General features: G+C 74.1%; 12 protein-coding genes. 8 read left to right on the top strand and 4 right to left on the bottom strand.

The genetic code is table 11. From position 1 onward, the window contains the following. Nucleotides 1–99: 99 nt before the first annotated feature. Nucleotides 100–318, bottom strand: coding sequence for a DUF397 domain-containing protein (locus tag ACFYPH_RS28385; RefSeq protein ID WP_007464035.1), 219 nt, complete (start codon nt 316–318; stop codon nt 100–102). Nucleotides 319–386: 68 nt separating this feature from the next. Between ACFYPH_RS28385 and pepN the strand changes: the two genes are divergently transcribed. Next, on the top strand, nt 387–2,903 hold the full coding sequence (pepN, locus tag ACFYPH_RS28390) for an aminopeptidase N (RefSeq protein ID WP_387186058.1): 2,517 nt from the start codon (nt 387–389) through the stop codon (nt 2,901–2,903). A gap of 92 nt (nt 2,904–2,995) precedes the next feature. Here the strand turns inward: pepN and ACFYPH_RS28395 are convergent, their stop codons facing one another. Next, a complete protein-coding gene (locus ACFYPH_RS28395; protein WP_387186060.1) occupies nt 2,996–4,210 on the bottom strand; it encodes an FAD-dependent monooxygenase in 1,215 nt (404 codons plus the stop codon). Between the two features lie 159 nt (nt 4,211–4,369). Next, nucleotides 4,370–5,029, bottom strand: coding sequence for a PadR family transcriptional regulator (locus tag ACFYPH_RS28400; protein ID WP_355067046.1), 660 nt, complete (start codon nt 5,027–5,029; stop codon nt 4,370–4,372). Nucleotides 5,030–5,152: 123 nt separating this feature from the next. Between ACFYPH_RS28400 and nadD the strand changes: the two genes are divergently transcribed. From nadD to ACFYPH_RS28425, 5 genes are all read left to right on the top strand, one after another. Continuing rightward, a complete protein-coding gene (nadD, locus tag ACFYPH_RS28405; protein WP_203178711.1) occupies nt 5,153–5,749 on the top strand; it encodes a nicotinate-nucleotide adenylyltransferase in 597 nt (198 codons plus the stop codon). Between the two features lie 110 nt (nt 5,750–5,859). After that, a complete protein-coding gene (gene rsfS, locus ACFYPH_RS28410; RefSeq protein WP_354857937.1) occupies nt 5,860–6,267 on the top strand; it encodes a ribosome silencing factor in 408 nt (135 codons plus the stop codon). Then, nucleotides 6,264–6,893, top strand: coding sequence for a histidine phosphatase family protein (locus tag ACFYPH_RS28415; RefSeq protein ID WP_387186065.1), 630 nt, complete (start codon nt 6,264–6,266; stop codon nt 6,891–6,893). The genes rsfS and ACFYPH_RS28415 overlap by 4 nt, the downstream gene beginning before the upstream one ends. Before the next feature lie 72 nt (nt 6,894–6,965). Beyond that, the gene (locus tag ACFYPH_RS28420; protein WP_354857943.1) at nt 6,966–7,820 is read left to right on the top strand and encodes a DegV family protein; all 855 of its coding nucleotides are present in this window, start codon (nt 6,966–6,968) and stop codon (nt 7,818–7,820) included. Nucleotides 7,821–7,824: 4 nt separating this feature from the next. Next, on the top strand, nt 7,825–8,598 hold the full coding sequence (locus ACFYPH_RS28425; protein WP_354857946.1) for an SDR family oxidoreductase: 774 nt from the start codon (nt 7,825–7,827) through the stop codon (nt 8,596–8,598). 66 nt (nt 8,599–8,664) lie between these two features. Here ACFYPH_RS28425 and ACFYPH_RS28430 read toward each other — a convergent pair whose 3' ends face one another. Beyond that, the gene (locus ACFYPH_RS28430; protein ID WP_387186069.1) at nt 8,665–10,143 is read right to left on the bottom strand and encodes an arabinofuranosidase catalytic domain-containing protein; all 1,479 of its coding nucleotides are present in this window, start codon (nt 10,141–10,143) and stop codon (nt 8,665–8,667) included. A 394-nt stretch (nt 10,144–10,537) separates the two neighbouring features. Here ACFYPH_RS28430 and ACFYPH_RS28435 point away from each other — a divergent pair, with 394 nt between their 5' ends. Next, a complete protein-coding gene (locus tag ACFYPH_RS28435; protein ID WP_387186072.1) occupies nt 10,538–11,392 on the top strand; it encodes a helix-hairpin-helix domain-containing protein in 855 nt (284 codons plus the stop codon). Then, nucleotides 11,389–13,797, top strand: coding sequence for a ComEC/Rec2 family competence protein (locus tag ACFYPH_RS28440; RefSeq protein ID WP_387186075.1), 2,409 nt, complete (start codon nt 11,389–11,391; stop codon nt 13,795–13,797). Before ACFYPH_RS28435 ends, ACFYPH_RS28440 begins: the two co-directional genes overlap by 4 nt. Nucleotides 13,798–13,882: the final 85 nt, after the last annotated feature.

A 13,882-nucleotide genomic window follows, 5' to 3' on the forward strand; every position in this document is an offset into this window, starting at 1 on the left:
CGGGGGGGGGGCGGGGGGGGCGGGGGGGGGGGGGGGGGTCGGGGGCCGGGGGGCGGGGGGGGGGGGGCGGTCCCCCCCCCCCCCCCCCCCGCCGGGTGATCAGTCCAGGTCGAACTCGCCGTCCTGCGCGCCCGCGACGAACGCGTCCCACTCGGCCTGGGTGAAGACGAGCACGGGGCCCTCCGGCTCGGCGGAGTTGCGCATCCCGATCAGATCGTCGACGAACGCGACCTCGACGGCGCTCTCCGAGGTGTCCCCCTCGGCCCGTTGCCAGACGGCCCGGGAGAGGTCGAAATCGCCCTTGGGGTGCTGCGCCATGGTTCTTTCCTCCAGTGCGGGGGCCGTCTGGGGACCGCGTGCCGATCCCCATCGGGCAGGATAAGCGGATGCCGAGCCTGACCCGTGTAGAGGCGACCGCGCGTGGCGCGGCGATTACTGTCGAGTCCTATCAGGTGGACCTCGACCTGACCGGCGACGGGGACCTGTTCCGTTCCCGCGTCGAGATCCGGTTCCGGGCGACCCCCGGCACCGCGACCTTCGCCGAGGTCAAGCCCGCCAACCTCCTCGCGGTACGCCTCAACGACCGCGACGTCGACCCCGGCACGTTGACCGACAACCGACTGCCGCTGGCCGACCTCGCCGAGACGAACACCCTGTTCGTCGAGGCGGAGATGGCGTACTCCAACGCCGGGGAGGGGCTGCACCGCTTCGTCGATCCGGCCGACGGCGAGACCTATCTCTACGCGATGTCGTTCCTCGACAACGCCCAGCGCATCTTCGCCGCGTTCGACCAGCCCGACCTCAAGGCCCCGTTCACCCTCACGGTCACCGCGCCGCCGCAGTGGACCGTCTCCGGCAACGCCGAGGTGGTCGCCACCCCGGCCCCGGGGCGCTGGGAGTTCGCCCCGACCGCGCCGCTGGCGACGTACTTCTTCTCGCTGATCGCCGGGCCGTACCACGTCCGGCGGGCCGAGCACGATGGTGTGCCGCTGGGCCTCTACTGTCGACGGTCGCTCGCCGAGCACCTCGACGCCGACGCCGAGGAGATCTTCACCGTCACCGGGCAGTGCCTGGACCGGTTCCACCAGCTCTTCACCGAGCGCTACCCGTTCGGCAAGTACGACCAGGCGTTCGTCCCCGAGTTCAACGCCGGGGCGATGGAAAATCCGGGCATCGTCACCTTCCGCGACGACTACGTGTTCCGCTCGGCGGTCACCGACACCCAGCGCGAGCTGCGGGCCACCACCATCGCCCACGAGATGGCGCACATGTGGTTCGGTGACCTGGTCACCATGCGCTGGTGGGACGACCTGTGGCTCAACGAGTCGTTCGCCGAGTACCTGGGCACCCGGGTCACCGCCGGGGCGACCCGCTTCGACCAGTCGTGGACCACGTTCGCCATGCGCCGCAAGGCCTGGGGGTACGCGGCGGACCAGCGCCCCTCCACCCACCCGGTCGCCCCGCCGGAGGTGGCCGACGCCGACGAGGCCCTGCTCAACTTCGACGGCATCTCGTACGCCAAGGGCGCCTCCGTGCTGCGGCAGCTCGTGGCGTGGCTCGGCGACGAGGCGTTCCTCGCCGGCCTGAACGCGCACTTCGCCGCGCACCGCTTCGGCAACGCCACCCTCGCCGACCTGCTGGCCAGCCTGGGCACGGCCAGCGGCCGGGACCTGTCCGGATGGGCCGAGCTGTGGCTGCGCCAGCCGCAGGTCAACACGCTGCGCGCCGAGGTCGCCGTCGACGCCGACGGCCGCTACACCGAGGTCGCCGTGGTGCAGACCGCGCCCGAGTCGCATCCGGTGCTGCGTCCGCACCGCATCGGTGTGGGCCGGTACGCGGCGGACGGCACGGTGCGGCGCGACGAGGTGGATCTCGACCCGGCCGTCGACGGTGGTCGGACCGTGCTCGGCGCGTTGACCGGCGAGCCGGCGGCCCGGGTGCTGCTGCTCAACGACGGTGACCTCACCTTCGCCAAGGTGCGCCTCGACCCGGCGTCGGCGGACGCCGTCGCGCTGGTCCTGCCGGGCCTGGCCGACCCGCTCACCCGGGCGGTGCTCTGGAGCGAGGCACTGGACGCGGTGACCGACGGTGAACGGCCGGTCAGCGGCCTCGTCGACCTGATGGTCGCGGCGCTGCCGGCCGAGACCGAGGTGATCATCGCGGAGGACGTGCTGACCCTCAGCCGGTCCCTGGTGGACCGCTACCTCGACCCGCTGGCCCGTTCGGCGGCGCTGGCCCGGGTCGCCCTGGCCTGCCGACAGCTGCTGGACGGCGCCACGGCGGGGGAGTCGTTGCAGCTCGCCGCCGCGCGCGGCTGGATCGCCGCGACCACCGACACGGACCTGCTCGTCGGTTGGCTCGCCGGCCGGGACGTACCGCCGGGGCTGAAGGTCGACGCCGAGCTGCGGTGGGCGGTGCTGCGCCGGCTCGTGGTGCTGGGCGCGGCCGGGGAGGCGGAGATCGCCGCCGAGGCGGCCGCCGACGTCAGCTCCACCGGCGCGGAACGGGTCGCCCGCTGCCGGGCCGCTCTGCCCGACCCGGCCGCCAAGCAGGCGGCATGGGAGATCATCGTGCGCGACACCGAGCTGTCCAACCGGCTGCTGGAGGCGACGGCCGAGGGGTTCTGGCAGCCCGAGCAGGCCGACCTGACCGCCGCGTACGTCGAGCGGTACTTCACGGAGATGCCGGCCGCCGCGCGTCGGCGTACCGCGTGGACGGCCGACCGGGTGGCGAAGCTGGCGTTTCCCCACTACGCCGTGGCGCAGCCGACCCGGGAGGCGGCCGCGGCGCTGCTGGCCCGCGACGACCTGACCCCGGGCCTGCGCCGGGTGGTCACCGACACGGACGACGACCTGCGGCGCGCGCTCGTCGCCCGGACGGCGGTGGCCGCCGCCGCAGCCTGAGGCGGGGTCACGGCGGCAGCCTGAGGCCGGGCCGCCGAGACGATTCGGTGCCGGCAGGGCGCGGGGCGGCCCGGCCACCCCGCGCCCTGCGGTCAGCGCAGCGCGGGCTCCGCCGTCACCGGGGCGTCGAAGTCGATGACGTGGCGCTGCTCGTGGGCGATGGTCCGTTCCGGGTCCATCGCCGTGCGCACGAGCAGCGGCATCAGCAGCGGCATCAGCGTCCGCGCGACCGGCCCCGGGGCCTTGGTGTGGTTGATCCGCGCCGCGCGGGCGGCGACCTTCTCGACCCGGGTACGGCGCAGCCGCACGTACGCGTCGAACGCCGACGCCACGTCGGGCAGGTCCCGCAGGCAGCGGGCGAGCTGCACCCCGCTCTCGATGGCGAGCGAGGCGCCCTGCCCGGAGCTGTTCGACGGCGCGTGCGCCGCGTCGCCGACCAGCACCATCCGGCCCCGGTGCCAGTGCGGCACGGGCGGCATGATCTGCAACGACCCGACGACCTGGAGTTCGTCGGCGTTGCTGGTGGCCATCAGCTCCCCGCCCGGGTCGTCGTCGCCGTAGGTGGTGCGCAGCGTGTCCAGCCACTGCTCCGCCGGCACCGTGCGGGCCTCGACGAGGCTCATCGGCCGCTGCTGCGGCAGGTTGGCCCCCCAGCGGGTGCCGCCGCCGGGCTCCGGCCAGTACAGGTAGTAGCCACGTCGCCCGAACGCGAACGTCATCGTGCCCGCCTCGGCGCTCACCTCGTGCCGGGCGACCGCCTCGAAGCCGAGCAGCCCGGTGAACCGGGGGCCGGGCGCGGCCGGGTCGATGAGGCCACGGACCGTGGACCGGATGCCGTCCGCGCCGACCAGGACGTCGGCGGTGGCCGTGCTGCCGTCCTCGAAGCGCGCGGTCACGCCGCTGTCGGTCTGCTCGACGGCGACCAGCCGCCGGCCGTACGCGAAGGCGACGCCCTCGGCGACCGCCCGGTCGTGCAGAACCCGGTGCAGCTCGGCCCGGTGCACCACGCGCAGCGGCGGCACTCCGGCCAAGGTGGGCAGGTCGATGCGCCGACGGCCGACGGCCATGACGGTGCGGTCGATCGGGGTGGCGATCGCCGTCACCGCCTCGTCCGCGCCGACCGCCCGCAGGGCGGCCACGCCGTTGGGCGCGAGCGCGAGGGTGCCGCCGATGCCGCCCACCCCGGCGGCGGTCGCCGGGTACGCCTCGTGAACGGTGGCGGTGATGCCGGCGCGGTGTAGCGCGAGCGCCGTCACCGGGCCGGCGATGCCGCCGCCGATGACGATCGCGGTTCGTACCGTGGTCATGCTCTCTCCCTGGGTGTCGTCGGGTGCGTGCGTGCGAACCGACCTGGGAGGGAACCCGGTTATCCTCATGACTGCCGCTTCGGGCCGGGTGCCTGCTCAGGTGTCGGTTCGAGGTAGGGCTCCGGCGGGGTGTTGGCGCACCCCGCCGGAGCTGTCTTCTCAGTCGGCGTTGTCGGGGTCGCTGCTGGTCCTCTCGGCCAGCTCGATCAGCTCGGCCGGCATCTCGCCGGTCTCGTGGAAGGCCCGCCACGTGTCCAGCCCCGGGTAGCTGCCCGAGGTCAGCTCGGCGAGCAGGGCCCGCAGCCAGGTCGCCTCAGCGGCTCGCATGGCCAGGTCGTACTCCGACTCCACCAGGAACAGCCGGGGGATCTCCCGCAGGTGGGCGTCGAGCGTCTCGCGGTCCCGGCGGAGCGCGTCGTCCAGCCGGTCGAGTCGCTGCCGGAGCAGGTCGGTGGCCTCGTCGGGATGCAGGGCGGCGAGGACGGACAGGCCGGCCCGGAAGCGGGGATGCTCCGGCATCGGCGTGGCGACCAGCTCGCGCGCCCAGTCGACCAGCTCGGCCCGCCCCGCGTCGGTGATCCGGTAGACGGTGCGTTCCGGGCGTCGGCCCTCGCGGACGCTCTCCACCGCGGCGATCAACTGGTGTTTGTCCAGGTTGCGGATGACCGTGTAGAAGGAGCCCCACTTGATCTCCATGTCCTGGTCCTTGCCCCAGGCGCGCAGGGTGCTTGCCATCTCGTAGGGGTGCATGGGCCGCTGGACGAGGGCGGAGAGCACGGCCAGTGCCAGCAGGTTGCCGACCTTGCGCCGCTTCGGCATGACGTCCCCTTACTCGCCGACAATTACTCGTAGACGAGTATATGCGCGGGATCGGTCGCCTGGCGACCCCCTCGCGCGCCGGGCCGGAGTGGCCGGCCACGATGCCCGGCCTACGATCACGGGGTGGAGGAAGATATCCGGCGGATCGGGATCATGGGCGGCACCTTCGACCCGATCCACCACGGGCACCTCGTCGCGGCCAGTGAGGTGGCGGACCGGTTCGGCCTGGACGAGGTGGTGTTCGTCCCGACCGGGCAGCCATGGCAGAAGGCTGACGAACCGGTCAGCCCCGCCGAGGACCGGTACCTCATGACGGTCATCGCCACCGCCTCCAACCCCCGGTTCCAGGTCAGTCGGGTCGACATCGACCGCAGCGGGCCGACCTACACCGTCGACACCCTGCGCGACCTTCAGGCCGAGTACGGCCCCAAGGTGCAGCTGTTCTTCATCACCGGCGCGGACGCGCTGCAACGCATCCTGTCCTGGAAGGACCTGGACGAGATCTTCGAGCTGGCCCACTTCATCGGGGTGACCCGCCCCGGCTTCCCGCTGACCGACGAGCACCTTCCGGCGGACACGGTCAGCCTGATCCAGGTGCCCGCGATGTCCATCTCGTCGACCGACTGCCGCGCCCGGGTCGCCCGGGGCGAACCGGTCTGGTATCTGGTGCCCGACGGTGTGGTGCAGTACATCGCCAAGCGACGCCTCTATCAGCCCTGATCACGTCCGGTATGCACCGTTCCGTACGTCTAATCGACCAGAACTGACGGGTCGTGACCTCGCCGGGTGTGAGACGCTTGGTGGATCGCACGCCTGATCGAAGGAGAACGGTGACAGTTTCCGAACGCGCGCACGAGCTGGCAATGGCAGCCGCCCAGGCCGCCGCCGACAAGAAGGCGCAGGACATCGCGATCATCGACGTCGGCGACCAGCTCGCCATCACCGACGCGTTCCTGCTCGCCGCCGCCCCCAACGAGCGTCAGGTGCTCGCCATCGTCGACGCCATCGAGGAGCGCCTGCTGGAGCTTCCGGAGAAGGCCAAGCCGATCCGGCGCGAGGGTGAGCGGGGCGGCCGCTGGGTGCTGCTCGACTACGTCGACATCGTGGTGCACGTCCAGCACACCGAGGAGCGCGAGTTCTACGGGCTCGACCGCCTCTGGAAGGACTGCCCCACCATCCCGTTCGTCGACCGCGACCTGGTCGAGGCCGACGCCGGCGGGACCGCCGCAGCCGAATGACCCGGCTGATCGTCTGGCGGCACGGCAACACCGACTGGAACGCCGCCAACCGCGTCCAGGGGCAGACCGACGTACCCCTCAACGAGCTGGGCCGCGACCAGGCCCGCGTCGCCGCCCCGCTGCTCGCGTCGCTGCGTCCCGACGCCATCGTGTCCAGCGACCTGAGCCGCGCCGCGGAGACCGCGGCGGCCTTGGCCGCGCTGACCGGGCTGCCGGTCCGCACCGACGCCCGGTTGCGCGAGCGGCACTTCGGCCAGTGGCAGGGCCTGCACCTCACCGAGGTCGCCGAGCGTTTCCCCGCCGAGTACGCCCGCTGGCGGGCTGGCGACCCCGCCCCGGGGGCGGACCTGGAGCCGCTGGACGCCCTCGGCGAGCGGGTCGCCGCGGCGTTCCTGGCGGCGGCCGACGTGGCCCCCGGCGGGACCGCGGTCATCGCGACCCACGGCGGTGGCTCCCGCCAGGGCGTCGGCCACCTGCTCGGCTGGCCCTCCGGCGTGCTGCGCACCATCGGCTCGCTGGCCAACTGCCACTGGTCCGAGCTGCGGCACGACGACGTTCGAGGCTGGCAGCTACGGGGGCACAACGTCGGCCTGGTCACCGCCCCGGCCGTCGTCGACGCGGTCTGAGCGCCGTTCCCGCCCGCGGCCGGCGCGCTCGCGCCTCGGCGTATCCCGTCGTGATCGGCTAGCGTGCCGGGCATGCCCGTCGCGGTCGTCACCGACTCCACCGCCTACCTTCCGCCCGAGCTGGTGCGGCGGCACCGGCTGACCGTCGTTCCGCTGACCGTCGTGCTCAACGGCGCGGAGGGTCTGGAGGGGGTGGAGACCCAGCCCGCCGACGCCACCAGGGCGCTGCGCGAGCGGCGGGTCTCGGCCAGCACCTCCCGCCCGGCCCCCGAGCAGTTCGCACGGACGTACCGCCGCCTCTTGGACGACGGCGCCGACGGCGTCGTCTCGGTACACCTGTCCGCCGGCCTGTCCGGCACCGTCGAGGCGGCCCGGCTGGCCGCTGCCGACTTCGACGGTCGGGTCGAGGTCGTCGACAGCCGATCCGCCGGCATGGGGCTCGGCTTCCCGGCCATCGCGGCCGCCGCGGCCGCCGAGGCCGGGGCAGACCTCGCCGGTGTACGCGACGCGGCGCTCGCCTCCGTCGCTCGGACCACCGTCTGGTTCTACGTCGACACGTTGGAGTTCCTCCGCCGGGGTGGCCGGATCAACGCGGCCGAGGCGCTGTTCGGCACCGCCCTGTCGGTCAAGCCGATCATGCACATGCCGGACGGGGCGATCGTGCTGCGCGAGAAGGTGCGTACCGCCAGCCGGGGAGTGGCCCGTCTCGTCGACCTGGCCGTCGAGGCCGCCGGCGACGACGACGTGGACCTCGGCGTACACCACCTGGCCGCGCCGGAACGTGCCGAGGCGCTGCTCGCCGCGCTCACCGAGCGACTCGGTGCACGGCTGCACGACACGTACGTCTCCGAGGCGGGCGCGGTGGTCGCCGCGCACGCCGGGCCGGGGCTGGCGTGCGTGGTCGTGCACCGCCGATCGGACGGCTGAGCCGGTGGCCACCACGTGCGTGGTGACCGGTGGCGGCCGTGGCGTCGGCCGGGCCGTGGTGCAACGGCTGGTGACGACCGGCGTCACAGTCGTCGTCGTGGAGCGCGACGCCGAGGCGGTGGACTGGCTGGCCGGGCACCCGGCCGCCGACCGCCTGCTGCCGGTGGTCGGCGACGCCGGCGACGAGCGGGTGGCCGAGCACGCCGCCGAGGTGGCGGAGCGCGCCGGCCGTCTCACCGGCTGGGTGAACAACGCGGCGGTGTTCCGGGACGCGGCGCTGCACTCGGCGTCGGCCGACACCGTCCTGGACCTGATCGGGCTGAACCTGCGCCCGGCCGTGGTGGGCGCGGCGGTGGCGGTCCGCCGGTTCCTGGCCGCCGGCACGGGCGGGGCCATCGTGAACGTCTCGTCGCACCAGGCCCGCCGGCCGGTGTCGGGCGCCCTGCCGTACGCCACGGCGAAGGCCGCCGTGGAGGGGCTGACCCGGGCGCTGGCCGTCGAGTACGGGCGGCACGGTATCCGCGCCAACGCCGTCGCGCTCGGCTCGATCGCCACCGAGCGGCACGCCGAGTTCCTCGCCGCGCAGGAGCCGTCCCAGGCCGAGTGGATCGACGCCGAGCTGACCCGGCTGCATCCGGTGGGCCGGATCGGGCGCGCGGACGAGGTGGCGGAGGCGGTCGCGTACCTGCTGTCGCCGGCGGCGAGCTTCGTCAACGGGGTGACGCTGCCGGTGGACGGCGGACGAGCCGTACTCGGCCTCGACCCGGAGGCCCGCTGACCCGGCGCGAGCGTGCCGCCTCCGGGTCGTGGTGACGACCCGGAGACGGCCCGACAGGCGGCCTGATCAGCTACGCAGGGCCCACTGCTGGTTCTGCTGCCCGTTGCAGGCCCAGAGGATGACCTTCGTGCCGTTGGCGGTGGCGGCGCCGTTGGCGTCGAGGCAGAGCCCGGACTGGACGCCGGTGATGGAACCGTTCGCGTTGACGTTCCACTGCTGGTTGGTGCCGCCGTGGCAGTCCCAGATGATGACCTGGGTGCCGTTGGTGGTGCCCTGGCCGTTGGCGTCGAGGCACTTGTTGCCGTACACCTGGATCTGCTTTGCGGCGGTGTAGGTCCAGCGTTGGGCGGTGCTGTTGCTGATGCAGTCCCACAGTTGCACCTGGGTGCCGTTGGTGGTGGTGCCGTTCGGTACGTCGACGCAGCGGCCGGACTGCGCGCCCACGACCTGGACGTTCTGCTGCGGGTTGCCACCGGTGGCGGGGGTGTAGGCGGCAGCGGCGATGTTGGCCTGCACGGCGTCCTCGGTGGCGGCCGACGGGTAGCCGGACGTCAACACACCCTCGAAGAAGGTGCCCCGGCCGGTGATGCTGTTGTCGCCGCCGATACCGAGCAGGATGGCCCCCTCCTTCTTCATGGGGTTGTAGCCGTTGGGGCGTCGACCGTCGAAGTAGGTGGTCAGGCCGCCCGACTGCGCGTTCCCACCCCGGATCGCCCAGTGGTTCGGCTCGCCCTTGACCATGGCGGTCACGAAGCGGTGGTTGATGGACGCGATGTTGTTGTAGCCCGCGTTCACCCCGGAGAAGAGCCCCCACTCCAGGTCGGCCATGATCCAGGGGCCCGCCCCTGCTCCGTAGCCCCACTGCTTGTTGGCGCCGAAGTAGACGGTCTCCATGATGGCGCGTTCGTCGGCCTGGACGTTGGTCTGCGCGTTGCCGTAGTCGAAACAGCACCACTGGTTGTAGTGCGTGCCGTCGACGACCGCGTAGATGCCCTCGGGCTGGTCGCCGGTCGCGACGCCGTTGGTGTTGTTGTTGCGGTAGCCGGTGCCGGGGGCGATGTAGACGCCGTACGCCTTCTGACCGCCGATGGTGACCGGTGCCGCCTTCGCGTCGGCGAGGTTGTCGTACCCGCCGGCGGCGGGGCCGGTGAAGCCGCCCGGAGGCGCCTGGGTGAGGCGGTTGTTGCGGCCGGACTGGTCGTAGATGACCGTGATCACGCAGCTCGTGTTGGCGCAGAACGTGTCCTGCGTGGCGGCGTTGGCGACGCCGCCGGCAGTGAGCACGCCGACGTCGCGGGTGGTGTTGTCCGACGAGCGGCGGACCTGGTAGAGCGGGCCGTTGTACGCCCCGTACAGGGCTCGGGTGGTGCTGTGCGCGGCCACGCACGGCGTGCCGCCGGAGGCGTAGATGTCGCACGGGCCGGTGCCGGCGGCCCGGGCGACGCCGGGCGTCTCGGAGACCACGTAGACGCCGGCCCCGGCGACGAGGACCAGCAGGGTCCCCGCGGCGGCCAGCGAACGGCTCAGCCTTCTCTTCACGTCCATGGATTCCTCTTCGGTGGTGGAGGGTGATGGGAATGGGTGGCGGTCAGGGATCCCACGGACGCCGACGGAGGGCGGGTGTCCGTCGTGTGGGCGCACTTCAGCGGGACGGGACGTGCCGCGTGGCCCGTCCTCGGTGGACCGGCGCGGTGCGGGATCGGTCCGCCGGGCGCTGGCCCATCGTGACGTCACACGTCATACCTGTAACATTAATAGTCGTCCATGCGTGCGCGCTACCTCCCGTGCCCGGCCGCCGGTGTGCCGCGACGCCTCGTCGCCCCGGGCGGCCAGTAGCAGATCGGGACATGATCAGGGCGTTGTCCACAGTGGCGCCGGTTGTCCACAGGTCGACGCCGGAGCGCCCCGGCCTGCCGCCCGTCGGCCCTAGCGTCGCGGTGTGTCGCAGGACGAGGAGACAGAGGTACGCCAGCGTCTGCGCCGGTTGACGGCCCCGACGGGTGGCGGCGTGCCGATCGCGGGGGCGCTCCCGTTCGGCGTGCCGCCACCCCGAGCTGGCGTGCCGCTCGCGGGGGCGCTTCCGTTCGGCGTGCCGCTGCCCCGGGTCGGTGCGCCGTCGACCGACCCGGCGGCGCACGGGCCCCCCGATTCCGACGGCGGCGCCGCACGGCTGCCCGGCCCGGGGGCGTTCGATCCGGGGCGGCGCGGCGTGCGGGCGTTGGCGGTGGTCGCCCTCGTGGTGGTGCTGGCCGCCGCTGGTTGGGCCTGGCGGTCCCGGCCGCACGCGGAACCGGTCACTCCGTCGACCGGCGCGGCGGCCCCGGCCGTCTCGGCCGAGCAGGGGAGCGCGTCGCCGGCCGGCGAGCTGGTGGTGGCGGTCGCGGGCAAGGTGCGCCGGCCCGGGTTGGTGCGCCTGCCGGCCGGGGCCCGGCTCGCCGACGCCGTGCAGGCGGCCGGCGGCCCGCTGCCGGGTGTCGACGTGGCGCTGCTCAACCCCGCGCGCAAGGTCACCGACGGCGAGTTGATCGTGGTCGGGGTGACGCCACCACCGGTGCCGGGGGGCGGGGCCGACCCGGCGGCCGGCGGGGCACCGGCCGCCGGCGGGCCGCTGAACCTCAACACCGCGACGCTGGCCCAGCTCGACGCGCTGCCCGGGGTGGGGCCGGTGCTCGCCCAGCGGATCCTCGCCTACCGGGATCAGCACGGCGGGTTCAAGGGCGTCGGTGACCTGCGCCAGGTCGACGGGATCGGTGACGCGCGCTACGAACAGCTCAAGGATCTGGTGACGGTGTGAGGGGCGCTCATCCCGCGCCGTCGAGCCACCCGGACCTCGCCCAGCCCCGGACCCCGCCGCCGGATCTCCGGCTCGCCGGGCTGGCCGTGGCCGCCTGGCTCACCGCGCTCACCGGCCTGCACGTCGGCGTCCGCCCGCTCCTGCTGGTGGGCGGGACAGCGGCCGTGCTGTCGGCGTTCAGCGCCCTGCACCTGCTCGGCCGACTCGGCCACCCCCGGGCTCCCGCCCGTCGGCACGGCTGGATCGCCGTCGCGGTCGGCCTCGGCGTGCTCTGTGGCGCGGCGGCAACCGCCGGCCGCCTGGCTGTCCGGGACGCGCCGCCGATCCACGTCCTGGCCGAGCAGCGCGCTCCGGTCACCGCCGAGCTTGTCGTCCGGGACGATCCGCGCCCGATCCGATCCGCCGGCCGTCCCGGCATGCTGCTGGTGTCGAGCGAGCTGATCCGGCTGACCGGTCCGAACGGCCAGCGGGTTCGGGCGTCGGCGTGGCTGCTGGTCCTGGCCACCGACCCGGGCTGGCGAGGTCTGCTGCCCGGTCAGCGCGTGACCGCCGAGGGTCGCCTCGGCCTTCCGCGCGGCGGCGACCTCACCGCGGCGGTGCTCGGCGCCACCGGGCCCCCCGAGCGTCATGGTGCGCCGTCCTGGGCGCAGCGCGCAGCCGGCACGCTGCGTGCCGGCCTGCAACGGGCCTGTGTGCCCCTCCCCGACGATCCGGGTGGCCTGCTGCCGGGGCTGGTGGTGGGGGACACGAGCCGCCTGCCGCCCGCCGTCGAGGAAGACTTCCGGGCGACCGGAATGACACACCTCAACGCTGTTTCGGGCAGCAACGTCGCGATCGTGTTGGGCGCGGTGCTGCTGCTGGCCCGCTGGGCGCGCGCCGGCCCGTGGCTCGCCGGCCTGCTCTGCGGGGTGGCGCTGGTGGGGTTCGTCATCCTGGTCCGCCCGTCGCCGAGCGTCGTCCGGGCCGCCACGATGGGGGCGATCGGGCTCGTCGCGCTGGCCGCCGGTCGACCGCGGGCCGCGCTGCCCGCACTGGCCGCCGCCGTCACGGTGCTGGTGCTGGTCGACCCCGAGCTGGCCGGTGACGCCGGGTTCGCGCTGTCCGTGCTGGCCACCGGGGGTCTGCTGCTGCTCGCGCCGCGCTGGCGGGACGGGCTGCGCCGCAGGGGTGTCCCGGCCGGGCTGGCCGAGGCGTTGGCGGTGCCGGCGGCCGCCCAGGTGGCCTGCGGGCCGGTCGTCGCCGGCATCTCCGGCACGGTCAGCCTGGTGGCCGTGCCGGCCAACCTGCTGGCGGTGCCGGCCATCGCCCCCGCGACGGTGCTGGGCGTGACGGCCGCCGTGCTGTCTCCGGTCTGGCCCGCCGGGGCCGGGTTCGTCGCGTGGCTGGCGAGCTGGCCGGCCTGGTGGCTGGTCGTCATCGCCCGCCAGGGCGCCCGCCTCCCGGCCGGCACCCTGCCCTGGCCCGGCGGCACGTGGGGCGCCCTGCTGCTGGCCGGGCTGACCGTCGCGCTGCTGGTCGCCGCGCGTCGACCGCTGGTGCGTCGAGTGGTGGCGGTCGTCGCGGTCGCCGCGCTGCTCGGCGCCCTCGGCGTCCGGCTGATCGCCACCGGCTGGCCGCCGCCCGGTTGGGTGGTGGTGGCCTGTGCGGTGGGGCAGGGTGACGCCCTGGTGCTGCCCGTCGCCCCCGGCCGGGCGGTGGTGGTCGACGCCGGCCCGGAGCCGGGCGCGGTGGACGCGTGCCTGCGACGGCTCGGCATCCGGGAGGTGCCGCTGTTCGTGGTCAGCCACTTCCACGCCGACCACGTGGGCGGGGTGGCCGGCGTGTTCCGGGGCCGGCGGGTGAGCGCCGTGCTGACCCCGCCATCGACGGATCCGGCGAGCGGCCGGGACGCGGTCCGCGCGGCGGCGACGAGCGGACGGGCCACGCTGCTCGGCACCACCGCCGGGGCGCTGCATCGGGTCGGCGGTGTCGACCTGCTCGTGCTCGGTCCGCCGTACCCGCTGGCCGGCACCAGATCCGACCCGAACAACAATTCGTTGATGCTGCGCGCCACGGTCGCCGGCGTGCAGATCCTGCTGCCCGGCGACGCCGAGACCGAGGAGCAGCACGCCGTGCTGACCCGGACGGCGTCGGGACAGCTGAGGGCGGACGTGCTGAAGGTCGCCCACCACGGCTCGGCGTATCAGGACGACGGCTTCCTGGCCGCCGTACGGCCGGCCATCGCGTTGGTGCCGGTCGGCGCGGGCAACACCTACGGGCACCCGAGCCCGGCGCTTCTGGCCCGGCTCAGCAGGGGCGGCGCCCGGGTCCTGCGGACCGACACCGATGGTGACCTGGCAGCGATCCGGACCGGCCACGGACTGGCGGTGGCCCGCCGAGGGGTGCAACCCGGACGACCACCGTGAGAGTCGACCGCGGGGCGGCCCGGCTCTGCCGTCGCGGGAAAGGCGGCTCTGCCGTGGAAATTGCAGCGTTATGGAGGAAATGGTG

The sequence above is a fragment of the Micromonospora sp. NPDC005252 genome, from assembly GCF_042872475.1.
In the GTDB taxonomy this organism is placed as follows: Bacteria; Actinomycetota; Actinomycetes; order Mycobacteriales; family Micromonosporaceae; genus Micromonospora.